Origin of the sequence: Paraburkholderia pallida, assembly GCF_004524855.1 — a bacterium.
GTDB lineage: Bacteria > Pseudomonadota > Gammaproteobacteria > Burkholderiales > Burkholderiaceae > Paraburkholderia > Paraburkholderia oxyphila.
Window position 1 is genome coordinate 1,373,366 of the sequence record NZ_CP038151.1, and the last position, 14,955, is coordinate 1,388,320.

14 protein-coding genes are annotated in these 14,955 nt (G+C 63.4%); 5 read left to right on the forward strand and 9 right to left on the reverse strand.

Annotated features, from left to right (window positions below):
* Window position 1: 1 nt before the first annotated feature.
* Both E1956_RS40875 and E1956_RS40880 read left to right on the forward strand, forming a co-directional pair.
* Window positions 2-1,138 (forward strand): DSD1 family PLP-dependent enzyme, encoded by a 1,137-nt coding sequence (locus E1956_RS40875; protein WP_134759734.1) that lies wholly within the window; start codon window positions 2-4, stop codon window positions 1,136-1,138.
* Window positions 1,128-1,532 carry a RidA family protein gene (locus E1956_RS40880; protein ID WP_134758967.1) on the forward strand — a complete coding sequence of 135 codons (405 nt, stop codon included), beginning with the start codon at window positions 1,128-1,130 and terminating at the stop codon, window positions 1,530-1,532. Before E1956_RS40875 ends, E1956_RS40880 begins: the two co-directional genes overlap by 11 nt.
* Window positions 1,533-1,587: 55 nt before the next feature.
* Here E1956_RS40880 and E1956_RS40885 read toward each other — a convergent pair whose 3' ends face one another.
* Both E1956_RS40885 and E1956_RS46450 read right to left on the reverse strand, forming a co-directional pair.
* Complete coding sequence (locus tag E1956_RS40885) at window positions 1,588-3,249, reverse strand: NRAMP family divalent metal transporter (RefSeq protein WP_134758968.1); 1,662 nt, start codon at window positions 3,247-3,249, stop codon at window positions 1,588-1,590.
* A 105-nt stretch (window positions 3,250-3,354) separates the two neighbouring features.
* Complete coding sequence (locus E1956_RS46450) at window positions 3,355-3,504, reverse strand: hypothetical protein (RefSeq protein ID WP_167760276.1); 150 nt, start codon at window positions 3,502-3,504, stop codon at window positions 3,355-3,357.
* 767 nt (window positions 3,505-4,271) lie between these two features.
* Here E1956_RS46450 and E1956_RS40895 point away from each other — a divergent pair.
* Window positions 4,272-4,460 carry a hypothetical protein gene (locus E1956_RS40895; RefSeq protein ID WP_028216459.1) on the forward strand — a complete coding sequence of 63 codons (189 nt, stop codon included), beginning with the start codon at window positions 4,272-4,274 and terminating at the stop codon, window positions 4,458-4,460.
* 52 nt (window positions 4,461-4,512) lie between these two features.
* On the opposite strand, the gene E1956_RS40900 is transcribed toward E1956_RS40895, so the two are convergent.
* Together E1956_RS40900 and E1956_RS40905 are read right to left on the reverse strand one after the other, a co-directional pair.
* On the reverse strand, window positions 4,513-5,517 hold the full coding sequence (locus tag E1956_RS40900; RefSeq protein WP_167760277.1) for an AraC family transcriptional regulator: 1,005 nt from the start codon (window positions 5,515-5,517) through the stop codon (window positions 4,513-4,515).
* A 94-nt stretch (window positions 5,518-5,611) separates the two neighbouring features.
* On the reverse strand, window positions 5,612-6,568 hold the full coding sequence (locus tag E1956_RS40905) for a LysR family transcriptional regulator (RefSeq protein ID WP_134758971.1): 957 nt from the start codon (window positions 6,566-6,568) through the stop codon (window positions 5,612-5,614).
* 101 nt (window positions 6,569-6,669) lie between these two features.
* Between E1956_RS40905 and E1956_RS40910 the strand changes: the two genes are divergently transcribed.
* A complete protein-coding gene (locus E1956_RS40910; RefSeq protein WP_134758972.1) occupies window positions 6,670-8,091 on the forward strand; it encodes an aldehyde dehydrogenase family protein in 1,422 nt (473 codons plus the stop codon).
* 818 nt (window positions 8,092-8,909) lie between these two features.
* Here E1956_RS40910 and E1956_RS40915 read toward each other — a convergent pair.
* The 4 genes from E1956_RS40915 to E1956_RS40930 form a co-directional block, all read right to left on the reverse strand.
* Window positions 8,910-10,358, reverse strand: coding sequence for a DHA2 family efflux MFS transporter permease subunit (locus E1956_RS40915; protein ID WP_134758973.1), 1,449 nt, complete (start codon window positions 10,356-10,358; stop codon window positions 8,910-8,912).
* 121 nt (window positions 10,359-10,479) lie between these two features.
* Window positions 10,480-11,334, reverse strand: a complete 855-nt coding sequence (locus E1956_RS40920; protein WP_134758974.1) for a pirin family protein — start codon at window positions 11,332-11,334, stop codon at window positions 10,480-10,482.
* A gap of 29 nt (window positions 11,335-11,363) precedes the next feature.
* On the reverse strand, window positions 11,364-12,269 hold the full coding sequence (locus tag E1956_RS40925; protein ID WP_134758975.1) for an NmrA/HSCARG family protein: 906 nt from the start codon (window positions 12,267-12,269) through the stop codon (window positions 11,364-11,366).
* Between the two features lie 40 nt (window positions 12,270-12,309).
* The gene (locus E1956_RS40930) at window positions 12,310-12,915 is read right to left on the reverse strand and encodes an FMN-dependent NADH-azoreductase (protein WP_134758976.1); all 606 of its coding nucleotides are present in this window, start codon (window positions 12,913-12,915) and stop codon (window positions 12,310-12,312) included.
* A 193-nt stretch (window positions 12,916-13,108) separates the two neighbouring features.
* Between E1956_RS40930 and E1956_RS40935 the strand changes: the two genes are divergently transcribed.
* The gene (locus E1956_RS40935; protein WP_134758977.1) at window positions 13,109-14,011 is read left to right on the forward strand and encodes a LysR family transcriptional regulator; all 903 of its coding nucleotides are present in this window, start codon (window positions 13,109-13,111) and stop codon (window positions 14,009-14,011) included.
* 70 nt (window positions 14,012-14,081) lie between these two features.
* Here E1956_RS40935 and E1956_RS40940 read toward each other — a convergent pair whose 3' ends face one another.
* The gene (locus tag E1956_RS40940; protein WP_134758978.1) at window positions 14,082-14,918 is read right to left on the reverse strand and encodes a hypothetical protein; all 837 of its coding nucleotides are present in this window, start codon (window positions 14,916-14,918) and stop codon (window positions 14,082-14,084) included.
* Between the last annotated feature and the right edge of the window lie 37 nt (window positions 14,919-14,955).

Consider the following 14,955-nt stretch of genomic DNA (forward strand, 5'->3'; position numbering starts at 1 on the left):
CATGAAACTCGATGAACTCGATACCCCGGCGGCGCTGGTCGATGTCCCGCGCATGAACCGAAATATTGCGCGCATGCAGTCGCGCATGAACGCACTCGGCGTGAGGTTCCGCCCGCACGTGAAAACGACCAAATGCCTGGAAGTCGTGCGCGCGCAATTGGCGGCCGGCGCGAACGGCATCACGGTATCCACGCTGAAAGAAGCCGAAGCGTTCTTCGCGGCTGGTGTGACAGATATTCTTTATGCGGTCAGTATCGCGCCATCGAAGCTTCCACGAGCGATGGCGCTCAGGCAACGCGGTTGTGACCTGAAGCTGGTCGTCGACAACGCACGCGCAGCCGAAGAAGTCGCGAAGTTTTGCGCCGGGCAGCGCGAGACCTTCGAAGTCTGGATCGAGGTGGACACGGATGGGCATCGTTCAGGGATCGCACCGGAGCACGATGCGTTGCTCGAGGTCGGGCGCATTCTGCACGACGGCGGCGTCAAGCTCGGTGGCGTGATGACCCATGCCGGATCCAGCTACGAGCTTCATACGCCTGATGCGCTATCTGCGCTCGCCGAGCAGGAACGCTCAGGCTGCGTGCGCGCGGCGCAACGGCTGCGTGACGCGGGTTACCCTTGCGATGTGGTGAGCGCAGGCTCGACGCCCACCGCATTATCTGCCGCGAAGCTGGATGGCGTGTCCGAAGTGCGCGCGGGCGTCTATGTCTTCTTCGATCTCGTGATGCACAATGTCGGCATCTGCTCGACCGATGACATCGCTTTGAGCGTGCTCACCACGGTCATAGGCCATCAGCCGGAGAAGAACTGGGTGATCGTGGACGCGGGCTGGATGGCAATGAGCCGCGACCGCGGAACCTCGAAACAGACGCAAGATTGTGGATATGGTCTGCCGTGCAAGCTCGATGGCTCGCTCTTGACCGACTGGGTTTTGAGCGGCGCCAACCAGGAGCACGGTATTTTGTCGCCCGTGGGTGAAGCTCGGGAGACAGAGAGTCTCGAGGCACGCTTTCCGATCGGCATGAAACTGCGCATCCTGCCCAATCACGCCTGCGCGACGGGGGCGCAGTTCCCGGAGTATCACGCGCTATCCGCAGATGGCGAAACTACCCTATGGAGCCGCTTTCATGGCTGGTAATGAATCGGGCACGCGATTGCCGCGCCTGGAAAATCCCTCGAATCTCGCGACCCCAGGCGGGCACTATAGCCATGTGGCGATCGCAAACGGCCTGGTATTCGTGTCGGGCCAGTTGCCGATCGACGCGCAGGGCCGAAAGCTCACGGACGCATCGTTCGAGGTGCAAGCCGGTCAAGTGCTGGCGAATCTGAAGGCAGCGCTGGAAGGTGCGGGCAGCAGCATCGCGCAACTGGTGCAGGTTCGCGTCTATCTCGCCGATATCGAGCATTGGCCGAGCTTCAATCAGCTCTACGCGGGCTGGGCGGGCGATGCGCGGCCGGCACGTGCAATCGTGCCGACCGGGCCGCTCCACTTCGGCTTCAAGATCGAGATCGAAGCGACGGCAATGCTGTGAGCTTGCCTCGGTGAAAAAAGGGCAGACCTGAGCTGCCCGATTCGTTCAGTTACCCTTAGTGAATGGCCATCTGCACGACCTTCACGATGACGAGCCCCACCGCGACGACGAGATAGCCGCGCAGCACGCCCATCCACACGCGCGTCGACAGCGTCAGGTGCTGCGGCGCCGGCAGGTCTTCGAGCGGCGGCATGCGCCACGTGTTGCGCAGCTCGTTGCGGGCGGCCTTGTTCAGCGCCGACAGGTCATTGGCGGCCGCCGTGCCGCGCGACTTGCGCGAGAGCTCCACCGCGGCATAGACCGCCACGGCAACGCCGCAACCGCCCACCAGAATCTCGACGATCGTCGCGCCGCTGATATCCGGCCACACGGTGGCGGCAGTCAGGATGATCGACAGGACGACGAGGACGGCAATGACGGCACCCGTGAACACGTTCAGCTTCTTCGAGTTCACCCACGGACCCAGCACAGCCTTGTCGTTGCACAGCAGCAGCAGGAACACGGTTGCGCTCGGCAGCAGCACGCCAGCGAGCGTCTGCACGGCTTCGGTCAGGAGGCCGAGCGGGCTGCCCGGCATCAGCACGAGGGCGGCAGCCAGCGCGATGATGCCGAAGTACACGAGATAAAAGCCCTTCGCATCGAGCACGCTACGGTGCAGCGAGTGCTTGACGTTGAACACGTCGCCAATCGCGTAGGCCGTCGAGAGCGAAACGGCAGCGGCGCCGATGATCGATGCATCGAGCAGCGCGACGGCGAAGATCGTCGCCGACGTCTCGCCAACGTACTTATGCAGACCCGCGATCACGCCGCCCGCATCGGTGAAGTTGCCGAACTCGGGACGGCCCGCGAACAGCGCGGCGCAGAAAGCCATCATTGCCACGGCGCCAATGATCACGAAGGCGATGCCAATCCAGAGGTCGGCCTTTTCGTACTTCATGAAGCGCGGCGTGATGCGCTTGTCGATCACATAGCTCTGCTGGAAGAACAGCTGCCACGGTGCGACGGTCGTGCCGACGATGCCGATCACGAGCAGCATCACATCGGAGAGCTTCGAATCCTTCGGCCAGTTCGGCACGAAGAAGTCGCGCGCGATGACGTGGACCGGCGGGTGGATCGAGACGAGCACCGGGATCAGCAGCAGGCTCAGCAGGCACAGGACGATCGCGAAGCGTTCGAAGCGCCGGAAGTTGCCGGTACTGACCGCGGCCATCGTCAGGACTGCGGCGATACAAACGCCGAGAACCTTCGAAACGCCGAGAAAGTCGAGCGCGAATGTAATGCCGATGAACTCGGTGACGATCGTGAGCGCATTGAGCAGGAACAGGTCGATGACGCTGAAGGCGCCCCAGAACTTGCCGAAGCGTTCGAAGATGAGGCGGGCATGGCCAACGCCGGTCACGGCACCGAGACGCAGCACCATTTCCTGATTCACATAGAGCACCGGGATCAGGAGGGCGAGCGTCCAGAGCAGCGTCGTGCCGTAGTTCTGGCCCGCCTGCGTGTACGTGCCGAAAGCGCCGGCGTCGTTATCGCCGACCATGACGATGAGGCCGGGACCGAGGATCGCGAGCAGCGTGCGCAGGCGCGCCATCCAGTTGTTGCGCGGGGCGGTGTCGTGGTGGGCGATCGTGCCGAAGGCGCCCTGGATATCGCCGACGTGGGCGTCATCGAGCACGGCGGTGCGGCGCGACCCGATGTTTGCAGGGGTAGCAGACATAATTTTTCCTTATGGGTGATGCTTGAAGGTGCAGCTCGAGAAGCTGGCGCAGCGTTGCCGCTCGCTGGCGTGCGGCGGGCACGCCAGCGGCAACGCCAGGCGATGTCAGTGAGCGAGCTTGTGCAGCACCATCCGGATGGCAGCGACCACGCGGGACGAAGCATGCGGACGGGCGTCGAGCGAGAGCAGGCCGTTGTAGTGCGGGCGAGCTTCTTCGACGTGCGGGAGTTGCGAAACGAGCAGAGCGAAGCGCATGGGAATTCCTCCAGGAGCTTGAAACGGGGTGCCTTCGACCAGGCCTGCCTTCGTTTCAGTTCACACGGGCCGAGGTGCTCGGGCGTGTGGGAGGAACGTGTGCAGCGTGGGTGTCAGGCGAAGCGAATGGCGTTCAGCGAGAACGCGTGGCGTGTCGTACAAGAACAAGGCTCAGGGTCGGGCATCGTGTGCTCCTTTGTCGTTAGCGTCCGATCAGCGTTTGACGGACGTGTTTAACCGCACGCCAGGCTCGCGCGACATTCGGTGCGCGAAAACGGCGTGAATGAGCGGCGCGATGAGCCAATAGCTCGACGCGCCAGATCGTCTGGACGAATGCGCGAAACCACGCACGCGTCACGGACGGCGGTCAATCAAAGAGATGCGCGAGGGAGGAACTGCGAAATCTACTGCGGCGCGCACCGTCTGCCTGCTGGCAGGACGGCGGCTAAGGAAGAATCAAAGCGGGCGTCGGGCCGGTCAGGCAGAAAAACTTTTCGAAGATCGACTACTGCAACTGTCCAAGGCATATGCCCCTTTCGTGAAAACAGGCGAATTCTAGTGATGATTAGCAAACCGAGTCAACGAGAATCTCGGATATTTTTCTTTCAAATGCTTTACTGAAAATGGCTGCGAATCCCTTGTCGCCCTGTGTCGTATTCGGGTAATGACGGGGGTTCACGCAGAAAGGCCTGGCATCTGTCGCCCGGCTTTCCTTTGACGCGCGACGGACTAGACTGGAAGTGCTCCAGCCAACCATGGAGGCAGACATGACGACCGTCTACGTCGTGAAGACCGGTGCCCAATTCCTCTGCACCGCCGAGGACGGAGACATTGGCATGGCACCGGCGATTGAAGAGGCCACGTCGTTTCTTTCGTATGAGGAAGCGCAAAAAGTGGCGAACCAGCACGCCGATCCCGGCTACGAAATCGTGGTCTTCGAACTCGTTCGACACTGACCCGGCCAGGCCCGGCTAACGCCGGCGTCATCCGGAACCGTATAAGGCGTGCTTAAAGCCGCATGTCCTGTGGCGCGAGACCATAAGCACGCCGAAATGCCCGCGTGAAATCCGACGCACTCCTGAAGCCGTGCGCATAGGCGATGTCCTGCACCGAAACGCCGGGCCACGCGACGAGTTCGGCCGCGGCGGCGCGCAGGCGCACATGCCGTATATAGGCTCCAAGCCCTCCATCGTGCTGGAAGAGACGATAGACCGTCGGGCGCGAGAGGCCCAGCGACGCCACGACGCGATCGGGAGAAAGATGATCGTCGTGCAGGTGCGCATGCACGTAGCGGCGCGCCTGGTCGAACGCCATGGCCCGCGCAAGCGCAATCTTGCTGCCCTTGAGCCCCGCCTGCTCGCCGAACGCGTCCGCGATCAGCAGCACGATCTCGCGCAGTTCGCGGTAGGCCTGCGCGGGCGCCATGAGCTTGATATGGGCGGCGAACGCCTGGACGCGGCCCGCGAGATACCGCACGGCGGGCAGGCGTGGCGAAAGCGAGCGCCCATGCAGCGCCGAGGGGTCCGGAAACACGTCGCTGAGCAGCGCGCCTGGCAGAAAAATTGTGACGTGCCGGCAGGGCTTGCGCCTGAACTGCACGGGCTGGTCGAGATCGATGGCGAAGATGCCGCCTTCGAGCGGCATCGCCCGTTTGCCCGGATACACCAGCTCGCAGCCAGGCGCGCTGTCAAAGAAGATGTGAAAGACGATGCTGCGCGCGTTATCCCGGGAAATCCGCGCGATGGTACGGTCTTGCGTGATGCGATCGGTATAGCAGTCGGCAAACAGGAATTCGCCCACGGCGTAGCGGTCGATCGAGGCGCGAAACGGCTGCCCGCGCTCGTCACGCGTCGTCAGGAGGTCGACCACGCCAATCATGCGCTCGCACCACGCCTCGAGTTGCCGCGGGATGGGCAGCGCGCAAACGTCGAAATGCTGATGCGCGATTTCGAGCCGCTGAGCCGCGTCGAGGACGACCGGCAGATCCAGATAGTGCGTCTTGACGACGGGCATGGTGAGGATTCGGTTGATTGACTGGAGCCGCGGGAAGGCCTTGCTGCGAAATAGTATGCACGATCCACAAACTGGGCGAACGGCTGCGCAGGCGTCAGCGCCGCGTGCCGCGCGCCGGTTGCACGCGGCGTTTGCGTTTGCCCGCTGCGCGCGCGCTGTTCGCGTCGGCATATTCGCGGATCATTTCAATCAATGCGCGCAGCCCGGCCGGAACATGACGCCGGCCCGGATAGTAGAGGCAGAGTCCGTCGAACGGCGGCGTCCAGTCTTCCAGCACCCGCACGAGCGTGCCCGCCTCCAGATCTCCCCTGACATCCCATTCGCTCAAATACGCGAGGCCGAGGCCCGCGCGCGCCGCGGCCAGCATCAGGCTGGCGTCGTTCAGCGTGATCGCACCCGCGCCGTCGATGCGCATCGTTTCGCCGTGCCGTTCGAACTCCCACTGGTAGATCGACCCGCTTGGCATGCGGCTGCGGATGCACTGATGAGCGGTGAGATCCGCAGGCGTGCGCGGCGGCTTGTGCCGCTCGAAATACGTTGGACTGCCAACGACAGCAAAGCGTTGCCGGTCGCCGAACGGCACGGCAATCATGTCCTGCGGCACGGTTTCCATCAGTCGGATGCCCGCATCGAACCCTTCGACCACGATGTCGATCAGGCGCCCCTCGGTGACGATATCGACCTTCATCTCGGGATAGCGCTGCAGATACGCGATGAAAACCGGCATCGCCTGACGCGCCGCGCCCACCGAGGTGTTGATGCGTAAAGTGCCCGACGGCGTGTCGCGGAAACTGCCGGCCTGATCGAGCGCGGCGTGGATGGTCGAGAGCGCGGGCGCGACCGTGCTCACGAACTGGGCCCCCGCCTCCGAGAGCGACACGCTGCGAGTCGTTCGATTGAAGAGCCGCACGCCGATGCGCGCCTCGAGTGCGCCAACCGCATGACTGAGCGCGGACTTCGACACGCTCAACTCGTTTGCCGCGGCGCGGAAGCTGCGATGGCGCGCGACGGCCAGAACAGCCTCCAGCTCGGCCAGCCCCGATGTCTTCATTGTCCCGAATCCTTGAACAGGTCGTCCTCGATTGTACGGCTAGTCAGTTCAATGGTGGAGGTCTATCTTTCGTATCGATACACCACGTTTTGGGACAGACCATGCAGAACATCGACCAGATCTACATCGACGGCGCCTTTGTCACGCCGCACGGCACCGAAAGCTTCGAGCTTGTCAATCCGTCGACCGAGCAGGTGATTGGGCGCGTGCGCCTTGCCGACGAGCGCGACGCACGCGATGCCATCGCGGCGGCGCGGCGGGCGTTTCCGGCCTTCTCGCGCACCACGAAAGCCGAGCGCGTCGAGATGCTGATGCGCATGCACGCAGCCGTGGTCGCGAGAGAGGACACGCTTTTCGAGGCCATCGTCGAGGAATACGGCGCACCTGTATCGCGCGGCCGCTGGATGGCGAGCCACGCGAGCGACGTGCTGCTGCAAACGGCGCAGACGCTCGAGCACTACGAATTCGTGCGCTGCGCCGGCTCGGCCGAGGTGGTGATGCAGCCGCTCGGCGTGGCCGGGCTGATTACGCCCTGGAACAGCAACGCGGGCTTCATCTGCGGCAAGCTTGCGGCGGCGCTTGCCGCGGGCTGCACGGCCGTGATCAAGCCCAGCGAGATGAGCGCGATCCAGACGCGTGTGATCACTGAGGCATTGCATGAAGCGGAGCTCCCGGCGGGGGTGTTCAACATCGTCACGGGACGCGGCGAGACGGTAGGTGCGGAGATCAGTTCGCACTCCGATATTGCCAAGATCTCGTTCACGGGATCGACGGCCGTTGGCAAGACGATTCTGCGCACCGCCGCGGAAACGCTCAAGCGGGTGACGCTCGAACTGGGGGGCAAGTCCCCGATGGTCGTGCTCGACGACGCCAACTTCGACGAAGCCGTCCCGCTCGCGCTTCAGGCGGGCTTCATGAATAGCGGGCAGGCCTGCATCGCCGGCGCTCGGATCCTGGTGCCGCAGGCGCGGCTCAAGGAATTCGAGGAAAAGATCGTCGCCGCGGTGGCGGGTATTCAGTCCGGCAACCCGCGCGATCCGCACACGAGTATCGGGCCGATGGTGAGCCAGAAGCAATGGGAGCGCGTGCAGCGCTATATCCGCATCGGCATCGACGAAGGCGCGCGCCTGATTGCGGGTGGCGAGGGGCGTCCGGACGGCGTCGACGCAGGCTGGTTCGTGCGCCCGACTGTCTTTAGCGATGTCCGAAACGACATGACCATTGCGCGTGAGGAAATCTTCGGCCCTGTGCTGTCGATTATTGCCTATCGCGACGAGGAGGACGCTATCGCGATTGCTAACGACACGCCCTATGGGCTGCAGGCCTATGTTGCATCGTCCAGTGCCGGGCGCGCGAACGCGGTGGCATCACGGCTCGAGGCGGGACGCGTGCTGGTCAACACGCTTGCACATGAGCCGGCGGCGCCGTTTGGCGGGTTCAAGCAATCAGGTATTGGGCGTGAATACGGGACGTTTGGGATTGAGGCGTTTCTTGAGCCGAAGTCGCTGCTGGGGACCGTGTGAGGCGTGCTTGGCGCCTTTTAGCGGCGCTGCCTGATGTAGTAGCCGACCGGGCCGGTGTTCGTTGCATGCTCGAACTTTGCATGTTGAGCGAATGAGCGTGCTCGGGCGGCGTGATTGGCGGGGCGCCTTGCGCCGTTGGACTTAACTTGGTTTCGCGGCGGGCCGCAGGCGTTGCCCCTGTGCGGGGCGGCACCTACTTTTCTTTGCAGCCGCAAAGAAAAGTAGGCAAAAGAAAGCGGCTCACACCGCTAGTGTGACGCAGTCCACCACTGCCCTGTATATCGGAGCGGCTCCGGGGCATCCGTCGCCTCGCACATTCCGCCTCAGTGACAAAGGGCTCATCCTTCCCGCCACGCGCTACGCGCGGGCGGAAGGGTCTGCAAGGAAAACCGGGGGGCTGGCCAGCCAATGTGCTGGGGTGCCGCCCGGTACGCGCGCGAAGGCGCCGGCCGGTAGATGCTCTGGACTGCTGATCGGCGAATGCACGGGCGCGCTGGCTGGCGAATGTGTCGGCGATCCGCCGATCGAATACGCTGGAGTCCTACGAAAACGCGTGCATCCCACTGGTTTTGGATATGCCCCACGGCGCGCGCAGCGCCGCCGGATGGATGAGCCCTTAGTCACTCCGCTATACGTCGCGTGATGGCAGACGCCCCGGAGCCGCTCCGACAAAAGTCGAGTGATGAACTGCGTCACACTGGCGGTTTGAGCGGCTTTCTTTTGCCTACTTTTCTTTGCCGCGGCAAAGAAAAGTAGGTGCCGCCCCGCACAGGGGCAACGCCTGCGGCCCGCCGCGAAAACAAGTTAAGGCACCTGCCCTAGATAGACGCGGCGGACGCCACCTCACCTTGCTCCTGACCATGCATCCGGGTACGCACAAACACCCCCGCCAACACGGCAGCCACCCCCGCCGCAATCGCCCCCAACAAAAAAGCCAAATGGTACCCACCATTAAGCGCCGTAACCGCATCGGCCCCCGCCGTCCCCAGCCCTTCGGTCCGCGCGGCCGCCAGGCTGGCAAGAATAGCGAGCCCCAGCGCTCCCCCCATCATGAACGAAGTATTCACCACCCCAGAAGCCAGCCCCGACTCATCGGGCGCCACGTCACTCATCGCGGCCAGCAACACCGGGTTGAACGCGAGTCCCGCCCCAAGCCCCATCAGCAGCATGCCCGGCAACACATCCACCACGAAGCTCCCCGCGGCCGGCGCACGCGCAAACAACAGCAACCCAAGCGCCGCCAGCAGCAAACCCAATGACAGCGGCGCGCGAATCCCAAAGCGCATCACCAGCCTGGCCGAGAGCCCCAACGAAAACGCCGCCATGATGATGTTGGCCGGCAAAAACGCCAACCCCACCTGCATCGCGCTGTAATGAAGCAAGCGCTGCAAGTAAAGCGCCGAAATAAAGAACCACGCGAACAGCGCCGCCGCCCACAACACGCCCACCACGTTGGCCGTGGCCAGATTGCGCAGCGCGAACATATGCAGCGGCATAAGCGGATGCGCCACGCGCAACTCGATAACGAGGAACGCAATCATGAACGCGATAGCCATGCCCAGTTGCGCCACGGTTTGTGCGGAAGTCCAGCCAGCTTCGTTGCCGTGCACGACCGCGTACACCGCCAGCATCAGCGATGCAGTCACAGTGATCGCACCCGCCACATCGAGTTTCGCGCGCTGCGCCGGCAGCTTCGCCACCGGCAGCAGCGCCACGCAACCGCCGTACACCGCCACGCCAATCGGCAAGTTGACGAGAAAAATCCAGTGCCAGCTCAAGGTGCTGGTCAGCAGCCCGCCCAGCAGCACGCCGATACTGCCGCCGCCCCCGCCCACAAACCCGTAGATGCCCATCGCCTTCGCGCGGTCGGCCGGCGAGGTGAACAGGTTCATGATCAGCGACAGCGACACCGCCGATACCACGGCCCCGCCCAGCCCCTGAACGGCGCGCGCTGCGATCAGCAATCCTTGCGAATTGGCCAGCCCGCAAGCCAGCGAGGCCAGCGTAAACAACGTGATGCCGAGCAGGAACAGCCGCCGGTGGCCGAACAGGTCGCCCAGCCGCCCGCCCAGCAGCAGGAAGCCGCCAAAGGTCAGCATGTAGGCGTTCACCACCCACACGAGCGAGGTCTCGGTAAAGCCCAGGTCCGCCCGGATGGACGGCAGTGCGACGTTCACGATAGTCGTGTCCAGCACGATCATCAGCACACCCAGGCAGAGCACGATGAGGGCAAACCAGCGTTTGCGTTCGTCGATGCCGTGCGTCATGGAACTGCTCCTGTCAGGTGCCGGCAGTGCAAGACTGCGCAGCGGGTTCGGTATTGGCAAAGCCAGTTGCAAAAGCCCTGTCACGCGCGAGCGTCACAGGGCAACGGTACGTAACAGCCGCTCAACGCAGCACGCCTTTCCCGCGCAGCTCGTGTCCGATGCGTGCGATCTCGCGCTCGCCCTCGGCAAGCGCCGCGCGGCTGGTGTGAACCGAAAAGCGGCCCAGGTGCAGTTCGTGCGGGTGCGGGATGGCCGTCCCGACCACGAAGCGCGCATCGGTCTCGGCCTCGAATTCGAGCGCCGCATCGGACGGGTCGAATACCGCCAGCTCGCCTTTGCCAACAGCTTCGGGCTTGCGCAGGCTGCCGTCCATCACCGCGGTCCAGCCTACCGTGTAACCGGGCGGCGGCTGATGGCGCCAGCGCTGGCCAGCCTTGAGCTCCACCACGAAATAATTGACGCCCACAGGGGCATCGATCGGGCTGACCGCTTCCCCGCTATGGCCAAGCAACACGCGTGCCGGGCCGTCCGAGGGGATTGCGTTGACCGAAAGATGCTGGCTGAACGCGGAAGCCAGTTCGCGCTCCGGCGGCAACGCAACCCACAGCTGGAACGCCTTGATCGGGGGCTCGGCGAAGCCGGAATGCCAGACGCCCCGGCCGGCGCTCATCCATTCGATATCGCCCGCCTCCATCGTGCCTTCGTGGCCGGTGGATTCAGCATAGCGGCCGCGTCCTTCAATGGCCAGCGTCAAGGTAGCGATGCCCGAATGCGGATGCCAGCCAAATCCCTGCTGGCCCATCGCCTCCTGCGTGTCGATCAGATCGAGAAAAACAAACGGCTTGATCATCTCGCCAACGTCGGTGGCATTCACCATGCGCACGAGTGGCCCGTGCGCGTTGCCGCGCGTGCGGAAGATGACGTGACGGCCGGCGCCGGCAAGGGACCTGGGCGAAGTCTGGACAATTGCATTCATGGGTATTCACTTGTTCGTGAGATCGGCGTTCAGGCCGTTGCCGGGAACGCGACGTTCGCTTTGGCCCACGCGGCAAACTTCGTCGGCTGCTGGCCCGCGATCTGGTTGGCGAGCGCGATGGCGTCGCGCGAATCCGAGCCGAGATACGTATGCGTTTCGAACCACGCGAGCATCGAGGCAATGCCCTCCGCGCCCGGGAACCAGCCTGCAAAAACCTCGCGCGGGACGCGCGTGAACGACAGCTTGTGGCCTTGCCGATTCAGGGTTTCAATAATCTCGTTGAAGCTCAGGAAATCGCCCACCAAAGGCAAATGCTCGCCGTGCCCCACGCGGTCCGGCTGTGCGAACGCGCCCGCCACGATGCGCCCGAGCTCGTTGATGTCGCCCATGTGGATGACGCGCTGCTCGGGATCGAGCGGCAGCGCCCAGCCCGCGGTGCCGTCGGCCTGTTTTTGCGGAGCCATTACGCCGATCATGTTTTGATAGTAGAACGGAGCAATCACGAACGTGTGGTGGGCGAATCCCGCCTCGCTCACGATGCGCTCGAACTTCGCCTTGTTAGTGAAATGCGGGACATCGATCTTGCCGCCGCTGATCGCCTCCACGTTCGGCAGCGTCGACCAGATGAAGTGCTGCACGCCGGCGGCTTTCGCCGCGTTGACGGCGGCGAGTGCCTGGCGGCTTTCGTCCGCGCCCGCTTCCCAGGAATTGGTCACCACGAAAGCGCCGTGTGCGCCGGCAAATGCGGCTTCAAGCGTTTCGGGGCGATTGAAATCCGCCAGCACGACTTCGTCGCCCAGGTTCGGATGCTTCTGCGGATTGCGCGTCAACGCGCGCACCTTGAATTGACCGCTCGCCTGCAGCGCGCGCACAACGGCGCCGCCTTGCTGACCGGTGGCGCCCACAACGGCGATGATCTTCTGACTGTTCGACATGGTCGCTCTCCAGTGAATATTGGGTTGGGATGGTGCGACCTTACGCAGCGAGCGCCGCGGTCTCTTTCTTCGCCGACTCGAGCGCCCCGCTACGTGCCTCCTCACCCATCGCTACGCCTTCCGCGCGGATAAAGGTGATGTCCGTGATGCCCAGAAATCCGAAGGCTGCCTTCAGATAGGTTTCCTGATGATCGAAGCCGGCGGTAGGCGAGCCTGCCCTGTAGACACCGCCGCGCGACGAGGCGATAACCAGCTTCTTGCCGCCGCACAGGCCGATCGGGCCATTCTCACCGTAGCGGAACGTCTTCCCCGCGATCGAGATGCGGTCGATCCAGGCCTTCAGTTGAGAAGGCACGCCAAAGTTGTACATCGGTGCGCCAACGACCACGATATCCGCCGCCAGAAATTCCTCGAGCGCGGCGTTGCCCATCGCGACGTCGGCCTTCAATGCTTCGTCGACCGGAGCGCCTTGCGCGGCTGCCAGGTGGGCGGCCGTGAGATGGCCGATCGGCGTGGCGGCAAGGTCCAGGCGCGTGACCGCAAGGCCGGGATGGCGGCTCTGGAAGGTCGCGACGATATTCGAGGACAGATCGCGGCTCACGGAGCCTGGGCCGAGGATGCTGGAATCTACGTGTAACAGTTTCATGAAGCGGATCTCCGAATGAGGTGACTGCCTGAGCGCTTTGGCCGGGAGTAGCAGCCCGGTGATCAGGCTGTAGCCTTGCAGCGGCCCGAAAAAGGCCACCTGCTGCGCGACACCTCAAGTATGGTGACGGAGAGCGTTACACACTAGATGGTAAAATGTGATTTGATTAATCCATTTATGGAGGAATCCCACCATGCTCGATCTGAATGATCTGGCGATGTTCGTGCAGGTCGTGCGGGCCGGCAGCTTCTCCGAAGCGGCACGGCGTTTGCGCATGCCGGCGAACACGCTGAGCCGGCGCATCGATCAACTCGAAGAGCAGCTCGGCACGCGTCTGCTGCATCGCTCGACACGCAAACTCGCGCCGAGCACCGACGGTCAGGCGCTATTCGAGCGCTATGCGCCGGCGCTCGACCAGATCCTCGAGATCGAGCGGCTCCATGAGGGCAAGCAGGCGCCGTCCGGCTCGGTTCGCGTCACCGCGATGGCCGGCCTGTTCGAAATCTTCCGCATCGAATGGATGACCGAATTCTACGCGCGCTATCCGCATATCAGCATCGACTTCCTGCTCGACGATACGCCGACCGATCTGATTGCCGAACGCGTCGATCTGGCCTTGCGCATGGGCGTAGAGACCGGCACCGGCTTCAGGGTGCGCCGGCTGGCGCCGAGCGCCATGATCCTTGCCGCGAGCCCGGCCTATCTGGAACGGCGCTCCGCACCGCGCACGCTGCGCGAACTCGCCGAACACGACTGCCTGACGATCTCCTCGCGCCAGGGTCGCAACACGTGGCGTCTGCAGGGGCCACGCGGCAGCCAGGACGTATCGATCAACAGCCGTTTCGCAGTGAACGACATGCGCGTGCTCGCGCAGGCGTGCATCGCCGGGCTCGGCATTGCGCTGCTGCCGCAGTTGATGGTCGAGCCCATCATCGAGCAAGGGAAGCTGGTCCGCGTGCTACCGAGCTGGAGGCGTTCGAGCACCGACCTCGGCCTGCAGCTCGTCTACACGAGCCGGCCGCCCGTGCCGCCGGCGGTGGCGGTCTTCGCTGAATTTCTCATTGAGAAACTGGGCGACACGATGAAAAGCCCATAACCTTCGGTATGCGAAATGCACAAGTGCGATGCATGGGAAGTATCTCGAACGCCTGATTGCCGTGGCCTCGTCAGTGCCGTCCGTAGATCCTGAGGCTGCCGTCCGGGTCCCTCGACACCATGAGCTCTTCTCCGCGGGAAAACAAGTATTGTCCCAGGCGCTGGTCTGCAGCCAGGGTGCAGCTGAAGCGATGGCCGTCGTCGGATTCAAAGGGTCCCTTGTCGCATTGCAGGCCGAAAATACGCCACTCGCGGGGCAGTGCGCCCGAAATCGAGAGCAGTTCGCTACGATCGAAAACGTCTGCTTTGACGTGGGTCCCAGGCGGGAAATCGAACTCACCGTTTTGGTATTCGGAAGCGAGCGTGCATTCCACCGTTTCGATGGTCTTTGCTACATCGTAGGCCGGCCTCTTCTTCTGCGTGAATGAGCCCGGCGCACACTGGATTCCGGCGAGCGATCCGGGCTTGGCCAGCGTCCCTTCGGCCAGGTAGTTCACGTGGTCGTCCGTTTGAAGAATCATGAAGTCGCCGATCACGGTCAGCCCCAGCAGTGAGGTGCCTACGGGGACGGTTCCGCTTGCGACCGAATGGGGCGAATAGTCGTGCTGGACCACAGTTGACCCCGGCGGAAAGGTCATGCCATCCAAAACCGTGGTCCGCGTGAGATGGTGGGTGTACCAGGCGAGGACCGCTCGATCGTAGCCGTCTTCAAGCGCGCCAGCGTTGAGCATCACGAGGACCTGCACGGGCAGGAGGCAAACGAGAATGGGGACGCTGCGCCACCAGAACTTGCGTTCGCGCATACTGCGGCTGAATCCGAGCGCTGCAAGAACAAGAAGTAGCGGGACAGTCAGGACGAGCGACAACAACATAAGGATCGCCAGGCCCGATACTCCGTACAACGCCATTATTGACTCTCCGTTTATTCAGAACCGCCGGTACGCG

Coding starts and splice junctions, on each gene's coding strand:
- E1956_RS40875 (WP_134759734.1), top strand. CDS start 2: ATGAAACTCGATGAACTCGATACCCCGGCGGCGCTGGTCGATGTCCCG.
- E1956_RS40880 (WP_134758967.1), top strand. CDS start 1,128: ATGGCTGGTAATGAATCGGGCACGCGATTGCCGCGCCTGGAAAATCCC.
- E1956_RS40885 (WP_134758968.1), bottom strand. CDS start 3,249: ATGTCTGCTACCCCTGCAAACATCGGGTCGCGCCGCACCGCCGTGCTC.
- E1956_RS46450 (WP_167760276.1), bottom strand. CDS start 3,504: ATGCGCTTCGCTCTGCTCGTTTCGCAACTCCCGCACGTCGAAGAAGCT.
- E1956_RS40895 (WP_028216459.1), top strand. CDS start 4,272: ATGACGACCGTCTACGTCGTGAAGACCGGTGCCCAATTCCTCTGCACC.
- E1956_RS40900 (WP_167760277.1), bottom strand. CDS start 5,517: ATGCCCGTCGTCAAGACGCACTATCTGGATCTGCCGGTCGTCCTCGAC.
- E1956_RS40905 (WP_134758971.1), bottom strand. CDS start 6,568: ATGAAGACATCGGGGCTGGCCGAGCTGGAGGCTGTTCTGGCCGTCGCG.
- E1956_RS40910 (WP_134758972.1), top strand. CDS start 6,670: ATGCAGAACATCGACCAGATCTACATCGACGGCGCCTTTGTCACGCCG.
- E1956_RS40915 (WP_134758973.1), bottom strand. CDS start 10,358: ATGACGCACGGCATCGACGAACGCAAACGCTGGTTTGCCCTCATCGTG.
- E1956_RS40920 (WP_134758974.1), bottom strand. CDS start 11,334: ATGAATGCAATTGTCCAGACTTCGCCCAGGTCCCTTGCCGGCGCCGGC.
- E1956_RS40925 (WP_134758975.1), bottom strand. CDS start 12,269: ATGTCGAACAGTCAGAAGATCATCGCCGTTGTGGGCGCCACCGGTCAG.
- E1956_RS40930 (WP_134758976.1), bottom strand. CDS start 12,915: ATGAAACTGTTACACGTAGATTCCAGCATCCTCGGCCCAGGCTCCGTG.
- E1956_RS40935 (WP_134758977.1), top strand. CDS start 13,109: ATGCTCGATCTGAATGATCTGGCGATGTTCGTGCAGGTCGTGCGGGCC.
- E1956_RS40940 (WP_134758978.1), bottom strand. CDS start 14,918: ATGGCGTTGTACGGAGTATCGGGCCTGGCGATCCTTATGTTGTTGTCG.